Source organism: Mucilaginibacter sp. FW306-07-L (genome assembly GCF_058782065.1).
In genome coordinates this window covers 2,339,411-2,355,313 of record NZ_JBYSXI010000001.1, presented here as the reverse complement: position 1 = coordinate 2,355,313, position 15,903 = coordinate 2,339,411, and the positions used below count along the sequence as shown (strand labels likewise).

The 15,903-nt window shown below is 43.7% G+C and carries 11 protein-coding genes and 1 tRNA gene; 3 read left to right on the top strand and 9 right to left on the bottom strand.

Annotation, left to right across the window (positions count from 1 at the left end):
• Positions 1 to 208: 208 nt before the first annotated feature.
• From AC3WJC_RS10180 to AC3WJC_RS10150, 7 genes are all read right to left on the bottom strand, one after another.
• Complete coding sequence (locus AC3WJC_RS10180; protein WP_492398976.1) at positions 209 to 1,594, bottom strand: MFS transporter; 1,386 nt, start codon at positions 1,592 to 1,594, stop codon at positions 209 to 211.
• Positions 1,595 to 1,677: 83 nt separating this feature from the next.
• The gene (locus AC3WJC_RS10175; protein WP_492398975.1) at positions 1,678 to 2,460 is read right to left on the bottom strand and encodes a gluconate 5-dehydrogenase; all 783 of its coding nucleotides are present in this window, start codon (positions 2,458 to 2,460) and stop codon (positions 1,678 to 1,680) included.
• An 8-nt stretch (positions 2,461 to 2,468) separates the two neighbouring features.
• Positions 2,469 to 3,305, bottom strand: a complete 837-nt coding sequence (gene kduI / locus AC3WJC_RS10170) for a 5-dehydro-4-deoxy-D-glucuronate isomerase (protein WP_492398974.1) — start codon at positions 3,303 to 3,305, stop codon at positions 2,469 to 2,471.
• Between the two features lie 33 nt (positions 3,306 to 3,338).
• Complete coding sequence (locus AC3WJC_RS10165; protein ID WP_492398973.1) at positions 3,339 to 4,517, bottom strand: BT3233 family polysaccharide utilization protein; 1,179 nt, start codon at positions 4,515 to 4,517, stop codon at positions 3,339 to 3,341.
• Between the two features lie 5 nt (positions 4,518 to 4,522).
• Positions 4,523 to 5,716: a glucuronyl hydrolase gene (locus AC3WJC_RS10160; protein WP_492398972.1), complete on the bottom strand. Its 1,194-nt coding sequence runs from the start codon at positions 5,714 to 5,716 to the stop codon at positions 4,523 to 4,525.
• Complete coding sequence (locus AC3WJC_RS10155; RefSeq protein WP_492398971.1) at positions 5,713 to 7,035, bottom strand: BNR repeat-containing protein; 1,323 nt, start codon at positions 7,033 to 7,035, stop codon at positions 5,713 to 5,715. Before AC3WJC_RS10155 ends, AC3WJC_RS10160 begins: the two co-directional genes overlap by 4 nt.
• A 4-nt stretch (positions 7,036 to 7,039) precedes the next feature.
• Positions 7,040 to 8,245 (bottom strand): DUF2264 domain-containing protein, encoded by a 1,206-nt coding sequence (locus tag AC3WJC_RS10150; RefSeq protein WP_492398970.1) that lies wholly within the window; start codon positions 8,243 to 8,245, stop codon positions 7,040 to 7,042.
• Positions 8,246 to 8,658: 413 nt separating this feature from the next.
• On the opposite strand from AC3WJC_RS10150, the gene AC3WJC_RS10145 reads away from it, so the two are divergent.
• The 3 genes from AC3WJC_RS10145 to AC3WJC_RS10135 all read left to right on the top strand — a co-directional run bounded on the left by AC3WJC_RS10145 (position 8,659) and on the right by AC3WJC_RS10135 (position 10,683).
• Complete coding sequence (locus AC3WJC_RS10145) at positions 8,659 to 9,357, top strand: adenylate/guanylate cyclase domain-containing protein (RefSeq protein ID WP_492398969.1); 699 nt, start codon at positions 8,659 to 8,661, stop codon at positions 9,355 to 9,357.
• A gap of 73 nt (positions 9,358 to 9,430) precedes the next feature.
• Positions 9,431 to 10,186 carry a GDSL-type esterase/lipase family protein gene (locus AC3WJC_RS10140; RefSeq protein ID WP_492398968.1) on the top strand — a complete coding sequence of 252 codons (756 nt, stop codon included), beginning with the start codon at positions 9,431 to 9,433 and terminating at the stop codon, positions 10,184 to 10,186.
• Positions 10,150 to 10,683 carry a hypothetical protein gene (locus AC3WJC_RS10135; protein WP_492398967.1) on the top strand — a complete coding sequence of 178 codons (534 nt, stop codon included), beginning with the start codon at positions 10,150 to 10,152 and terminating at the stop codon, positions 10,681 to 10,683. Before AC3WJC_RS10140 ends, AC3WJC_RS10135 begins: the two co-directional genes overlap by 37 nt.
• 169 nt (positions 10,684 to 10,852) lie before the next feature.
• Here the strand turns inward: AC3WJC_RS10135 and proA are convergent, their stop codons facing one another.
• Positions 10,853 to 15,535, bottom strand: a complete 4,683-nt coding sequence (gene proA / locus AC3WJC_RS10130) for an anti-phage protein ProA (protein ID WP_492398966.1) — start codon at positions 15,533 to 15,535, stop codon at positions 10,853 to 10,855.
• A 278-nt stretch (positions 15,536 to 15,813) separates the two neighbouring features.
• Positions 15,814 to 15,897: transfer RNA gene (locus AC3WJC_RS10125), tRNA-Leu, on the bottom strand.
• Positions 15,898 to 15,903 lie beyond the last annotated feature (6 nt).

Sequence of the window (15,903 nt, the reverse complement as noted above, 5' to 3'; positions counted from 1 at the left end):
TAGGTCGGTGCCAAATCTTCTAAAAGCCCCACTCAGCTATGAGTAGGGGCTTTTTTCGTATACAAGACTTTTTGAGGAATATATAGTATAAAAACAGAATTTATAGTGAATATATATATCCTATCACATAATATATATCTTATTATATTAAGATCTCATTTAAAGTGTTTTATATAACCATATTTATTAGGTATCTACTATTATATATTTAATCAAGCACTACAGGCTTATATTTAGGAACCAACAACTTGATCAGGCTCCACGCAACCAAGTAAGCTACGGCGGATACTGTGAACACAATTGTATAACCGGTTTCAACATGCCCGAGTTCTTTGTAATGATCAAATAAGGCACCGCTTATCTTTGACACACATACACCACCCAAGCCACCTGCCATACCGCCCATTCCGACTACCGACCCAATTGCACTTCGGGGGAACATATCACTTACCGTAGTAAAAATATTGGCACTCCAGGCCTGGTGTGCCGCGGCACCAACGCCAATTAGTATAATAGGCATCCAATAAGAAATATAGCCAAGCGGCTGCGCCGCTAATATCGCTAATGGAAAAAGCGCTATAATAAACATGGCCTTAACCCGTCCCTCAAAAACATTATACCCCTTTTTAATAAAGTGTATAGGTAACCACCCGCCGGTAATACTGCCTATCATACTTAATGAGTATACGGTAGCCAATGGTATCATAACAGCTTCACCTACAATATTATATTGTGCTTTAAGATAGGCAGGCAACCAAAATAAAAAGAACCAGAATATGCCATCCGTAAGCATCTTGCCAAATATAAATGCCCAGGTTTGTTTATAACCTAAAAGCCTGAACCAGGTAACTTTATTAACGGCAACATTAAACGAAAGATCGGCTTGTTCAGCGTTAACTTCCCGGTCACTATTAATATATTGAAGTTCAGCCAAGCTAAGCCGCTTTTGCTTTTCAGGTTTTTCGTAAAATAACAGCCAGAATATCAGCCATAAAAAGCCACCCGCACCAACCAATATGAATGCCGATTCCCAACCCCAGTTAGCATATATCCACGGTATGGTTAGCGGTGCCAGTACAGCACCTATGTTGGCTCCGGAGTTAAAGATACCTGTAGCGAATGACCGTTCTTTTTTTGGAAAGTATTCAGCAACAGCCTTGATCGCCGCCGGGAAGTTTCCCGCTTCGCCAAAAGCCAAAAGTGTGCGGCTAACAATGAAACCCGTAACGGAAACCGACCACAATGATATACCTGCCCATCCTAATAGCGTAGTAACGCCCTCGCCAATTTGTATGGATAAGGCATGTACCATTGCCGCTATTGACCATAATATAATAGCCCAGCCATAACCCCATTTAGTGTCCAGCCAATCTACAATACGTCCGGCGAACAACATACTCAATGCATACACAAACTGAAAAACGGCGGTAATATTAGCATAGTCCGTATTCGTCCATTTAAAACGTTCTTCCAAGTAAGGTTGTAACAGGCTGAGTACCTGTCTGTCCAGATAGTTTATCGTGGTGGCTACAAAAAGTAGGGCGCAAATCGTCCACCGGTATTTGCCGGCCGGTTTTACAGCGGATTGATCCATAGGTATAATTCGGTTAATTGGGTTTGGTTTCTGAGTTTTAGATAAGTTACATCGTTATATGGTTCTAATGTGGTAGAAAACAATTATTCATTAGCGGGTTTGCCTATGGTAGCCAGCAGGCCGCCATCAACGTAGATAATCTGTCCGTTTATAAAATTACTTGCTCCGGATGCTAAAAATATAGCGGTGCCTGCCAAATCTTCCGGGTTGCCCCAACGCCCTGCTGGTGTACGGCCGATAATAAATTCATTAAACGGATTGCCTGCAACCCTGATGGGTTCGGTTTGGCTTGTAGCATAATAGCCTGGGCCAATACCGTTTACCTGGATATTATATGGTGCCCATTCGGTAGCCAGATTTTTAGTGAGCATTTTGAGGCCGCCTTTAGCGGCGGCATAGGCGGTAACATTGGTACGACCAAGTTCGCTCATTATAGAGCATATATTGATGATCTTTCCGCTGCGGCGGGCGATCATGCCTTTGGCTACTAACCGGCTCATAATAAACGCGCCCACCAAATCTACATCAATCACCCGCCTAAAATCCTCAACAGGCATATCCACGGCAAGTACACGTTTTATAATACCCGCGTTGTTCACCAATATATCTATAGTGCCATGTTCAACTTCCATGCGGGTTACGTTTTCGGTTGCAGCGGGTTCATCGGTAACATCAAATAGGTAACCATAGGCGTCATAACCCTGGTCTTGATAATAGGCGAGGGCATCGGCATGTTTAGCGGGTGTAGTGCTGGTGATAATTAATTTCGCCCCCGCTTTGGCAAGGCCCTCGGCCATCGCCATACCCAGGCCATGGGTGCCGCCGGTAATAACAGCCGTTTTTCCTTTTAAACTAAACAGTTCCATAAAGCAAATTATTTTAAACCGTTTGTCGCCACAGCATCCATATCGCCATAATCCAGGTTTTCACCGGCCATGCCCCAGATAAATGAGTAATTACTGGTACCGCAACCCGAATGGATGCTCCATTCCGGACTAATTACTGCCTGATGGCTCTGCATAAAAATATGCCGTGTTTCCTGCGGTTGCCCCATAAAGTGGCTTACGGTTTGTCCTTCTGCCAAATCAAAATAAAAATATGCTTCCATGCGGCGGGTGTGGGTGTGCGATGGCATGGTATTCCAAACGTTACCTTCATGCAACTCCGTGAGCCCCATTTGTAGCTGGCAGGTTTTAACTATGCTATTAACAATCAGCTTATTTAAAGTACGGCGGTTGGCGGTTTTTTGCTCACCAAGCTCAATTACTTCAGCATCATCCTTACTTACTTTTTGGGTTGGATAGGCCTGATGTGCCGGTGCCGAATTAATATAAAAATATGGCTGTTCATCAGTGGTTTTCTCAAATATTACTTCTTTAACGCCTTTGCCAACATACAATGCCTCTTTTTTTGATAACTCATAAGCGGTACCGTCAACCCTAACGGTGCCTTTGCCGCCTACGTTTATGATGCCCAGTTCACGGCGCTCCAAAAAGTAGTCTGCCTTTAATTCGTCAATCGTTTCAAGCACAAGCGGCTTGTTTACCGGGAGTGCGGCGCCTACCATATACCGATCATACATGGTATAAACCAAGCGTATGGTGTCATCCTCAAACAGGGTAGGTATCAAAAAATGCTCACGCAGTTTTTCGGTAGTATATGTTTTTACATCCTCAGGATGATGCGCGTATCTGAATTCTGATTTTGTCATATATGTTTTTATAGATGTCTGATAAAATTTTGTTTATTTTATTTTTACGGATAAGGGTGAGGCTATTATCATGGCTTGCTTTTTAAGCATTGCTTCCCAGTCGGCACGGCTTTGTATTTGCCCGCTTTTTTGCCAGGCGAAACCGGCATAGTAGGTAATTTTACCTGTTGGTTTAGTGAGAACCAGCAAATTGCTTTGATCGGCGGTTTTGCTTTTATAAGCGAATGCTTTTTGTACAATTGTTGGCGACAGTACTATGCCTTCGCCAATATAAACGCCGTCTATCTGCTCATGATGGCTAAAGATACCTGCTTTTTCATCTATACCGGTTTGGCCTTCATTTTTATGCAGGGTGATGCCTATGGTATAATTGGGTAATGCTTTTTGTGATGGGTAAGTTATCATAAACTTACTAAAGTTACTGCCTGCATCAAGCGATATACGCTTGGTTTCGCTAACCTGATAGGGGCCATAAGCTGCATATGTAAGCTCAAAAATAGTTCGTAACGGGCCGGTAGCTATAGTTTTATAGGTTACAAAGTTTTTTGATACCAGTAAGCTATCCTCTTGCCAAACGCCTGTACCACCGGTACCCCGGCTCGCGCCTACATGATATGGATCATAGCCCTCGCCATGGTCGGTATGATAATAACCCGGATCGGTAAGATAGCCCTTATACCATTTATTGATCACGGGTTCAGCGGTGCGTTTCAACCATAGATCGATACCACTGCTCAGGGTGCCATTTTCCAGATGCTGCTCGGTACGGTGCTGCGCGTCAGGCCCGTAAGTGCGAAAAGCTACGCGGTCATTCTCCCACGTATAGTCATCCGTACGTTCGGGCACAAAGCGGGAATAAGCTATTAATTTTCTTTCAGTAAGTGGTATGTTCTTATTGGCAAACAGCGTGTAATCTGCTTTGCTGTTCGCATATACTTTTGCTAAAAACAGCAATTCATCAGCCTTGCCGTCGCTGTTGTTATCCACCCATTGCAAGGGTTCAGGCTCCCCGGTTCTGTTGTTCTTGATCCGGATGTCCTGCTGCTTTTTGCCTTTTAAAAATTTAGCCAGTTTGCTAACCTCAATGCTTACCACCTCATTTCTGTCAAAAGCAAGGGTGTTACTAATGGTTAAACTTAGCATCTGCTGTGCATCAGCCGTTTTGCATACAATAAGCGTTGCGGCAAGTATCAGCAATTTGGATAATCTCATGACGGTTATTTTAGTTTTTGGTAACGCATAAGGGCCTCTACAAAGTAGTAATCGCCATAACTAAGCGGTACATCAATTTCGGTTTTATTAGGCATATTGCCCACGCCATGCTTCAGCAAAAAGCCGCCATTGGTACCTTGCGCGGCAAAATATTCGGAACTTGATAACGCTGTAAGTATGGTTTTTGACGCGTTAATATATTTTTTTGACAGACCCTTACCCACAAACCCGCTAAGTTCAATCAGAGCCGAAGCCGTAATCGCCCCTGCGGATGAATCATGCAAGGCATTCGGAATACCGGGTGCCTGGTAATCCCAGTAGGGGATCAGGTTTTTAGGCATGGTTGGGTAGGTGAGTATGTAATTGGCAATATGGTTAGCCTGTTCAAGGTATTTTTTATCTTTTGTTTCACGATACATTACCACGTAACCATATAATCCCCAGGCTTGTCCGCGTGCCCATGATGAATTGTCGGCAGCACCCTGGTTGGTGATCTGTTTGGTTACCTTGCCTGTTTTGGTATTATAAACTACTTCATGGTACGAGCTGAAATCCGGCCGAAAGTGATTTTGAATGGTAGTATTAGCATGATTAATAGCTATATTTTTAAATGTAGTGTCGCCGCTGAATTTGCTTGCCCAAAATAACAGCTCCAGGTTTATCATATTATCAATGATCACCGGCATTTCATCAGCCCCGGCATGATTCCAGGGCGAGCTATCCCACGATTGGATGCACCGGGCTACAGGGTTATATCTTGTAATTAATGATCTGGCACTCTGCATCAGCACATCTTCATATTCTTTTTGGGGGTCAAGCCTTTCCGCATTGCCAAAGCTGCAATACATCATAAAGCCAAGATCGTGCGTGGTTTTGTTGAATTGCTCACGTTTCAGGTCTTCCATCATGGCCAGGGCTTTTTGCTTTAACTTGAGTGCGCCCTGCGCTTCATCAAGGTAAAGCAGCGTACCGGGGAAAAAGCCGCTGCACCACCAGCCGGAGCCGCTGGTTTCTAACTTATTATTATCGGCATGGTAGGTTTTAGGGTATTGGCCCGGCTCAACCTGCCCGGCAAGATATTCGTACTGTTTTACTGCCGCTTTAAGCACATCTTTGGGTTGTTTACTTTCCTTTTGCGCGTAGGCATGGCAGGTAAAGGCTAGCGCAAGTAAAATGGTGTTAGCTATAGGTTTTATCATGGCAATAAATTATTTAGTTCGATAACGCTTACAGGCTGTGCCGCTACATTGGCTTTGCCTTCACTGTCAACCTGGACATTCATTTGTACAAACAGGTGCAGCTTTTTATCGCTTTTCCATAGTTCGGTATCGTAAGTTGGCTCCCACGAGCCAACATCAGTTGAGGTAATATCCTCAATTTGCCATCTATTAGCGGCAAGATCGCGTGTTACCGCCACGGATACCTTGCTGCCGCGCTCTGCATCCCTGAAAATTAAGGCTGCCGCCAGTTTGCCTTTATTTTTCCAGGCAACAATTTGCGGGCGCGAAATGGGTATGCGCTTGGTACCAAAGCCATTTAAGCTAAAAGCTGTTTTTCTAAAATCCAGATCGGCCACTGCCCAGCGGCCATTAACCAGGTAAATAATATGGTATTGCGGTACGGTATCGTCCTTTTTGCAATAGTAGGTGGCAATGTACGGATTGCCTTTATCATCAGCAAACATGCTGGTTTGATTAATAAGCTGGCTTTGCTGGGGTATACGCCAGGCATATTCGGCATTAGCCGCTGTAATAGGCAAGGTGTATTTTTGGCCTGTTGAACGTTGCCAGGTAAGCCCGCCATCGGTTGACCGTGCGTAACACATATCGTGGTTGCTGGATACATCGGGGCTCTCCCGCCAAACCCATGATATATGTATAGTGCCTTGTTTATCAATCGTGGTTTGCCAGTAAGCATTGCGTTTACCTTCGCCATCAATCAGGTTATCCTGCACACGCAGCCATTGTTTCGATTTGATATGGTATCTGTTGATCACCAGGCTGCCATTACCAGATTTTCCGTTGCGATAAAAGAAAAGCAGATCGCCGGATGGCAAACGGTAAAACTCCGGGTAACTTACCTTGCCTTCGCTATTGCCGGTCATTGTGGTTTTTTCGCCAAGTTCAAGGCTGCCGGGGCTTATGCTTTTGCAGTAGTTTAAAGGTTCATCATGGTGCCCCCAGGCCAGGTGCAGGTAGCCGTCACCATCAACCATAATACTGATACATTTATGCGCGTCGGCCGCGTCGCCGGTGTAGGGGGGGCGTACGGTTTTCCATTGGGTTGAGCCCAATTTGCGTTTGGCCAGTACCACATGCTGGGTAGTATCGTAATAAGCGGCATATTGTTCGCCTTTAAAACTTATCAGTGAATTTTTACGGAAGATGACCGTGTTAACCGAGTTATTTGCCCAGCCATCATTGGCTATGGTACTGCTTTGGCCAAACGTAATGGTACAGGCCATTACAAGGAATATAACGGCGATTAGTTTTTTTAGGTTGATGATATAGCCCGGCATTGCTTTAGTTTTTAATTTCGAGCGCGTGATCAGCTTCAACATCTTGTCCCGACCATATTTTTACGGCCGTCCATGGCTCCGCGGCAGCCGACCAAAATTCATCGCGCTCCGGCAGGCCAAGTGGTAAAAATATGATTGAGCAGATGTAAAGGCTGCCGGTTGTAATATAAAAATCGGCCAGGCCCGGTTGTTCACCATATAAGCCGATATTGAGCCAATTATTTGGGGTGAAGGTTTTGGGTGCATCAAGCGTTTTTTTAATTACAGCGGTTAGCGCACCCCGTATTTGCGCCGGTTTTAAATTCACGGGTAATTGCCCGTTATAAGCCATATTAGCCAAGTGATGAAATACCCCGCCGCGGTATGCTATTGACCGCCCAAGTGCCGGATAATTGCCATCAGTATTGATCAGTCTTTCAAGTATTTGCGCGTAACGCCTGCCTGCCGATAGTTCAAATTGCTGTTCGTGCCGGTAGCGGGTATTTTTGGTGTTCAATACTTCCAATATGATACTTAAAAAAGGGTGTATAACAATGCTGTTATAATAATCAACATTAAAGTGCATCCCATCAGCATACATACCATCGCCCACGTACCAGTGTTGCGTAAATTCACGTATGGCATACTCTATTCGCACAGCGTCATACTGACCTCCGTATTTGTAAAAAAAAGCTTCGATCATGCCGCTAAATAATATCCAGTTGCTGTAAACGGGTATGGTGTTGCGGGTGATTTTAAAAGCTTCGGTTAATTGTTGTTGTACTTCAGGACTGCTGTTTTCCCAAAGCCAGGGGCATCGCACCAAAGCATAAGCCACAAAGGAGGCATCAACAAGTGCTTGTCCGCCGTTAAATTCCATGTAGTCCTTAGCCTGCGGATTAACCGCGTTAGCCAGGCCTTTTAATGCCCATTCGCGGTATTGTTTGCGTAGTTGTACCTCACTTGCATGGCCGCCTGCTGATTGCAGCCAGGGTGCTATGCCACTCAAAGAGCGCCCGAATGCTTCGAGGTAAGCGGCCTTGGTTCTGGATTCGCGGTTATCGGTATTTTTGGCAAGCATTACCGGCATTTTTTGTTTAAGCTGATCTGCCGCCAGGTTTGATAGTACCGGCCGGGCCATTTTATCCATGTACTGCAGCCATAGTTTACGATCAGCCTGCCCATCGCCCTTAACTTGCTGCGCCGTAGCCGGTGGGATTGACAAAAGCATCAAAACAAATAACAACAGTAAATAACGTTGCATATTTAAGTTACATCATAGGTTAAATTACACATGCCGCTTGATGGTACATGGTAACGCATTGGTTTACTATATGGGCAATTTAATACGAAAAAGCTGAATACGCTATCAGTCGCATTCTTTTTACAATTATTTTTTGCCTGATAGTTATAAAAGCCCGATTGCTAAATAATGGATTTGAAGTTGTAAGTAGCGGGGGTAAACGAATAATTGTAGCAGGGGATATGAATGAAACGCCGTTCTGCAAAAGGTTTAAAGCTATTTGCCATCACATTGTCTGTTTTGAGTCAGCAGGGTATCAGGCTTTTAAAATAGATGGAATTGTATAAAATGTTTTGCTGAGGTTTGCGTCTACAAGGGTATAACACATTAATATCACAATTATGGAAAAGGATCTTCACTTAGCATTACAAGGCTGCTGCCCCGTAGTTACACCTCCATCAACAGATACAGAACAGGAGTTAGCCATCTTGTTTTTAGATATACGCAATTTTACCGGACTCATGGAGTCGCAGAATTCACAAACCGTTATCCAGATTGTGCGGCGCTTATTCACCGGCTTTAACCAGATCGTTAAAAACTTTAGCGGCAAGGTAGTTGAAGTAGCGGGTGATAACCTGTATGCCGTTTTTGGCCTGCAAACCAATCTGCGCGACGCGGTAAATAATGCTTACCAGGCTGCTAAAATAATGTTTCAAACCGTTGATTTATTTAACGATGCTTACGCGGAACCTTTTTATGGCGGCCCGTTGGAGATCGGTGTCGGCTTACATTCCGGTAAAGTATATGTTGGCGAATTCGGGCTGGATGCCCCGGCTCAATTATCCGTTATGGGCTTGCCGGTAAATATAGCATCGCGGTTACAAGCCAAAACCAAGGAACTGAACAACAGCATGCTGATATCTGAAGACGCTTTTAAACATATTGAAACCGGCGAGATGCAGTTTGATCAGCAAACTATCCGTTTACAAGGCATCTCACACGGCCAGCAAGTACGTTTGGCCGGCAAACCGTATAGCAATAGCCACTTATTACCGCAGGCATCTATTGATTTTGATTACCTGATGGCTATTGCCGGCTAATACTACCCTAAAAAGTGATAAACTGATTTGATTAATGATGTATATTCAGGCATTTATTTAATACCTGAATTTTATGAGCGTCAGTTCACGCCGGTCATTCCTCAAAACTACCGCTTTATTAGGTGCCGCCGCGGGTATGCCTTCGCTGGTAAAAGCGGAGGGTTTAGCCAATGCCGAAAGATTAAAAACTGATCTGAATATTCTTTTCCAGGGTGATTCCATAACCGACGGCAACCGCACGCGTGATAACGACTGGAACCATGTGATGGGGCATGGTTACGCTTATTTAATATCAAGCCGTTTATGGTTTGACCACCCGGACCGCAAGTTTCATTTTTTTAACCGTGGCGTGAGCGGCAATAAGGTGGTTGACCTGGCCAAACGCTGGCAAACCGATACACTGGACATTAAACCCGATGTACTAAGCATACTGGTTGGCGTTAATGATGTACTGGCCATGCTGCGCGGACAGGAGGGCTTTACCGCCGATAACTTTGAAACCGACTACCGCAACCTGCTGAAACAAACCATCGAAGCCCTGCCCAACGTTAAGCTGGTAATAGGCGAGCCTTTTGTAATGCATGTAGCCAAAGTAGATAAAATGTGGGACCAATGGCGTACCGAAACCGGCAAGCGTGCCGAAGTAGCCAAACAACTCGCCCGCGAGTTTGACGCTGTATTTGTGCCTTATCAGCAAGCCTTTAACAATGCCCTGAAAAAAGCTCTTGCTGATTACTGGATATGGGACGGCGTACATCCCATGCCCGCCGGGCACGAATTAATGGCAAGGGAATGGCTAAAAGCGACCAAGGGTTTAGGGTTGGTGTAGATTTTATCATCATGATAGAAGCAGTTAGCAAGGACATAAATAAGGAGTACATCGCTGCGGTAGCAGCATACGAGAAATGTATATCTGCCGATGTTTTAGCACCATTAGATTGTTATATTAATCTCGCTTTTCTTTATTGGGCGTTTGCTTGCGAGCACATAGAATTTAATATTCCTAATAACATTCCGGATGAGTGGGGATTAATAGGTGGTGAAAGGTGCTTTGAAATAATTACAAAAGGTACATCGCTTTATCCTGATAGTGTTGAGGCGCACTTTTGGCAACGTTATTTTAAACACAGATTATATCACGACGATTTTACCGACCAGGAATGCAAGGATATTATAGATAAGTACAGTGATAAAAGTACTGTACCTTATTTCTTCCTAAGATTGTTTGATAAAACTAAATATGAAGCGGAACGATTGATGCTGTTAAGTCAGGCATCAGAAACCCCAACTGCTAAAAATCTCTATATAAGATCCTTTTTGGATTGAGTTTATAATGATAAATTCAATAGATTTTATGAACAGAGTATTTATAATTAAATAAAGGGTTGCTCTTTTTTAAAGCAACCCTTTCAAAAAAGTAACATAAGTTAATAAATACAGTCCCAGGATAAGTATTTCGAACGCCTAAAGGGCTTTTGATGACATAATAAACCAGTTAAGCTAATTTTAAATAATCATTATCTCTTTTAATGATCCCTTGGTTCTCTGCCATTCGCATCGCTTCCAACAACACCTGTTTCATGTCTTCTGTTACTCTGCTAAACCCAAATAGCTTAGCAACCAAATTTGCAGCGGCTTCGTCAGTAATGGCGATTGCTTCAGATACAACTTGCTTGATCGCCAAATTAACTTCTTCCGGTGCGATGATCTGCAATCTTCTTGATGAGGCCGGAAGTTGACTGCGATCACGAACCACAGGTTCCACCATTTCATTATGCCATAAAAACTCACCTTTTATCTTGATCAGGCCATACTGTTCGCTATAGTTGCAGGCTTGTGTGAGCGTATACTTTATACGAGACCCTACTTTTGATATCCCAGCCGCTTCTACCATGCGCCTGGCCATTTCATCAAAATGAACAGGGCTTTCAACCCTTACGACCTCACTAATCCAGGCAGCCAAATTCCCAAATGAGTGCAAATGCATCTCCTGATAGCCGATGGCAGCCGGCAGAGTTGCTTGCTGATAATAATTAATCTTGGTGATTATTTCCTCAACTTGTTCACGCTCTAAAAGGCGTTGTTCATCTTCATAAATCTTTGTTTCCTGATCTATACCAGCGGTTACAGCTTTAGCTTGTTCTACAGCTTCAATCAAACGTTTTAGTTCACGGTCAGGATTTCGGTACCAGTCCGTACTCCACACACGATAAATGTTCCAGCCAAACATTTCCAGCACCTGTTCCCGCAACCTGTCACGGTCTGTAGCCGATCTGGCTTTGGCATAGTTCTGCCCGTCACATTCAATTCCAATAATGTAACGCCCCGGGTTATGCTCGTCGACAACAGCAAGGTCAAGATAAAAGCCGACCGACCCGACTTTACTTCGTACAACATAACCTAAAGCGGCCAACTGCTTTGCTACTTCATCTTCAAATGGTCTTATATCCGTTATTATCGGCTCGCTGCTTTGCTCAAATTTTGCATACTGCGCAAAATACAGGAAGCTTTTTAAAGTGCGGATGCCGAATTTGGCATTTTCAGCAACCTTTATATCTGCCGAAGTAATATTGGTGAACACCTCACAACGCATTTTTGCCCTTGTGATCAGTACATTTAACCGGCGTTCGCCGCCCTCATTGTTTAAAGGCCCAAAACTCATTGGTACCGTGCCGTTATCTATTCGTCCGTAGCCGATACTTATGTAGATCACATCGCGCTCATCGCCCTGAACATTCTCCAGGTTTTTTATAAAGAACGGCTCGTGTGGATGACTCTTAAAAAATGTTTCTACTTCAGGATGCTGGCGGCGTTGCAATTCCAACGCCGCTTGTATGGCCTGCATTTGCGAAGTACTGAAAGCCACAACACCCAAACTCAGCTCAGGAGACTGCCTGGCATGGGCAATAACAGCTTGAGCGACTGTTTCAGCTTCAATAGGATTAGTGCGTGTTTTGCCACGGTCATACACGGCGTCTGTAAGGTGATGAAAACGCAATCCGAGACTTTGGCGTGAACCGGGACTTGGAAATATCACCAATTTGTTTTCGTAAAACTCATGGTTTGATAAAGTGATCAGTGATTCATGGCGGCTGCGGTAATGCCATTTCAGCATACTGCTCGGCGCGCCTTGCCCGTCGCACATACCAAGAATGCTCTGCATATCAGCGGTTTGATTGTCATCATCATCCACGTCGGTATTCAGCTTGTCAAAAAAGCTGGTTGGCGGTAGTTGTTTGGTATCGCCAACAACCACCAGTTGCTTCCCGCGCATAATAGCACCTAAAGCATCAACAGGCCGTACCTGACTTGCCTCGTCAAAAATAATGAGGTCAAACTGTATACTACCCGGCGGAAGAAAATTGGCGATAGACATAGGGCTCATCATCCACACCGGTTTAATGGCCTGCATAGCCGCACCCGCTTCTTCAACCAACTTTCGTATGGCCATGTGGCGGGCCCGTTTGTTAAATTCAGTTCTTAACACGTTTACCTGGCCGCCCGCATGTTGTTTTGGTATATTCTCCCAATGTTTTAAGGCAACCCGTGCGCGGTTATAAACTAAATTTAGCTGGTCAAGCCGTTTGAACTGATCAATTATGCTTTCGTGGCTAACACGTTCAAATTGGGTTAACGCCGGATTTAGTTTGAAAGCCTGCTCGATCAGATACTCATACCACGTTTTCAATAAAGAGGTTTTTAACCATTTTGAGGCAAACTCCCAACTGGTTGACACATCAACCAGAAAATCAAATCCGGCCTGGCTTGCTGCCTGGGCAAGATTATTCCAATCAATAACAAGTTGAAGTTCCGAAAATCTATCAGAAAGCTTTGACCAGAATGCCATCTGTGCGCGGAATGTCATCGCAGCTATTTCTGATTGGTTGACACCCTTTGATTCGTTAATTTTTAATGTATTAAATGTTGTTTGCCGCTGTAATTCGATATTGCTTTCATGTTGCTTGAGTTCGCTCGAAAGCTTAGCAGCAATAGAGGCAGCATCATTCTGTTTCAAAAACTCCAATAACTGACGGCTAACTCGTGTTTCAGCGAACTGCTGATGCACCTCCGCAAGATATTCAGCCGCACGACTTAATGAGGTCCATTCTGATTTTTGTTTTAACCAACGTTTACCAAATAATGATGCCGCTAATGGTTCTAACGCAGCCATCTCATTTTCCATACGCCTGGCCTCAGAGATTGTATCAACTATTTTTAATTTTTCAGAAAGTTCATCCGGCAGGCCAACTTTTAAAAATGATGCCAGCCGCTGGTTTGCCCGGCGATAACTTCCTATCAGAAACTTATACCATTTGTTACCGTGCGCTACCAAATTCTGGCGTATGTCCAAAATATCCTGTGACCAAGCTTCCGGAATAAGCTTATCTTTATAATCTTTATACAGCAGGTCAAGTGCCTGCCCTATATATACTAGTTCAAGAATATCCTGTTTTTTTAGCAGCCATACATCATTATCAACGTCAAGCCCTGTCAGATCAGGAGCTTTGGAGGCTATTTCTAATTCGGTAATTAAAAAGTTCAGAGAGTTACTGTCGTCAGCAAGGCTAAGTCCGGTAGAAGTTTGCGTTCTTTCTGCTAATTCACGCAAAACTGTAACCGCCTCACCAGCCTGTTTAACCTGTTCTAAAACCGGGCCTTTTTCGTGCGGTAATAAAACGGTGATCTCACTGCCCCAAAACAATAGCTTTTGAGGAGTACCAATATCTTTAAGCCTGGCCTGAAGACGATCGCAGATAGCTGATGCCTCGCGGATCTTATCAGCGTTCCAATGCTCAATATCAGGGAGGGGTATTTTGAGTAAGTGCTGTTGATCGGTCTCTTTATCAATTTGTAATAAATATCCAATAACCTGATTAGCACTCAAACCACTACCGGCAATACCCGCGTTCACCGCATTGCAATAATTGTTCAATTCATCGCGGCTAACCGCCAGTTGTTGAACTTCCTGTTCCAACTGGTTAACCGAGGGCTTTCCAAGTTCCATAACTCGTTTCAGTTCCTCCAATAGGTCACGCTTATTGGCTTTATGGCTATGTAACTCTAAACAAGCTTCTCCAAGCTGAACAGAATCTAATCGGCGCTTAACAACTTCCAGCGCGGCCATTTTTTCAGCGACAAACAGTACCTTTTTACCCAGACCAATGGCATCGGCGATAATATTGGTTATAGTTTGTGATTTCCCTGTGCCGGGCGGGCCTTGTATTACCAGATCATGACCTTCATTTACGGCCAGGATTGCCTGCATCTGTGAGCTATCAGCATCTACAACTTTAAATAACGCGTTTGCGTTTGTTTCTTCGTCGAGGTCTTTATTATCTTCATCATCAGGCTGATAGCCTGATTGAAAGCCGGTTTCAAATAATGCTAATATGTTTTCATGTGATCCTGGCTGGTGAGCATCCGGCCATTTGGCAGTATCAAGATCATTGTAAATCATGAATTTGCCGAAAGAGAAAAAGCCGAGTTCAATTTCATCATGCTCAACAGACCATATTTCTTCCTTGGCAATATGATCTTCGATCAACTGAAAGTACGAGTTAACATTCATATCCTCAGAATCAGATATATTCGGAATAGATATGTTAAAATCAGCCTTCATTTTGGCCTGTAATGATAAATTTGCGCCGATGTCACTCCCCGTATATTTTAAACGGAAACGTTCTTGCGCGCTTGAGCGTTCAAGTTCTACAGGAATAAGCAGCAGTGGCGCGTAACGTGGTGTGTCTGTATTACCCTGCTCATACCATTTGAGCATACCAAGAGCCAGATATAGTATATTGACACCTTGCTCTTCAATGCTGGTACGCGCAAAATAATAGGTATTCAATAACCTTGTCTGTAATTTTTGCTCTGTTTCGGCCGTTTGTAATTTAGTGTCTTGATAAGATTCCTCCGTTGGCTGAGCCAATTCAGGCAGCTCAACGTCATCACCTGCAAATTCTTGAATACTTTTGCTGCCTTTCTTTTCGGGTATACCCAAAAAGGTCATGGCCTTGTTCTGCCTCGCAAGAATATCAAAGATAAATTCAGATTTTTCCTGGACTATTTTTAGTGCTTTTCCTTTAGGAGTTTTATAGTTGAGCAGAGGGTTCCTCAAACCAAGATCCAATAATTCCTTACGTGAAGCTTCCAGCTTCGCTTTTATAGATTCGAGCATTTTTGTAACAAGGTTAAATAATTGTTGATGGCAATACCAAATTTAGCCGATTAGCACAATATAACAAAGCTAAAATGTTCAGCATATACAGAGCAAGAATCAATACAAATGTTTAAAAAGTGATGAAAGCAATTGGTGAAATTTCTATGTCTACCGGGAAGACAGATATTTATTTAAATATGACAAAGGCATATTCTTATATGCGAGTACAAATACAAAATAACTTATTGATAATCAAATAAAAAAGGGTTGCTCTTTTGGAGCAACCCTTTAACATGTACCCAGAGCCGGGGTCGAACCGGCACGGCCTTGCAGCCATTGGTGTTTGAGACCAACGCGTCTACCGATTCCGCCATCTGGGCAACAAT

Excerpts from the sequence above, each read along its gene's own strand:
- AC3WJC_RS10180 (WP_492398976.1), bottom strand. The coding sequence starts at position 1,594 with ATGGATCAATCCGCTGTAAAACCGGCCGGCAAATACCGGTGGACGATT.
- AC3WJC_RS10160 (WP_492398972.1), bottom strand. The coding sequence starts at position 5,716 with ATGATAAAACCTATAGCTAACACCATTTTACTTGCGCTAGCCTTTACC.
- AC3WJC_RS10140 (WP_492398968.1), top strand. The coding sequence starts at position 9,431 with ATGAGCGTCAGTTCACGCCGGTCATTCCTCAAAACTACCGCTTTATTA.
- proA (WP_492398966.1), bottom strand. The coding sequence starts at position 15,535 with ATGCTCGAATCTATAAAAGCGAAGCTGGAAGCTTCACGTAAGGAATTA.
- kduI (WP_492398974.1), bottom strand. The coding sequence starts at position 3,305 with ATGACAAAATCAGAATTCAGATACGCGCATCATCCTGAGGATGTAAAA.
- AC3WJC_RS10165 (WP_492398973.1), bottom strand. The coding sequence starts at position 4,517 with ATGAGATTATCCAAATTGCTGATACTTGCCGCAACGCTTATTGTATGC.
- AC3WJC_RS10155 (WP_492398971.1), bottom strand. The coding sequence starts at position 7,035 with ATGCCGGGCTATATCATCAACCTAAAAAAACTAATCGCCGTTATATTC.
- AC3WJC_RS10150 (WP_492398970.1), bottom strand. The coding sequence starts at position 8,245 with ATGCTTTTGTCAATCCCACCGGCTACGGCGCAGCAAGTTAAGGGCGAT.
- AC3WJC_RS10135 (WP_492398967.1), top strand. The coding sequence starts at position 10,150 with ATGGCTAAAAGCGACCAAGGGTTTAGGGTTGGTGTAGATTTTATCATC.
- AC3WJC_RS10175 (WP_492398975.1), bottom strand. The coding sequence starts at position 2,460 with ATGGAACTGTTTAGTTTAAAAGGAAAAACGGCTGTTATTACCGGCGGC.
- AC3WJC_RS10145 (WP_492398969.1), top strand. The coding sequence starts at position 8,659 with ATGGAAAAGGATCTTCACTTAGCATTACAAGGCTGCTGCCCCGTAGTT.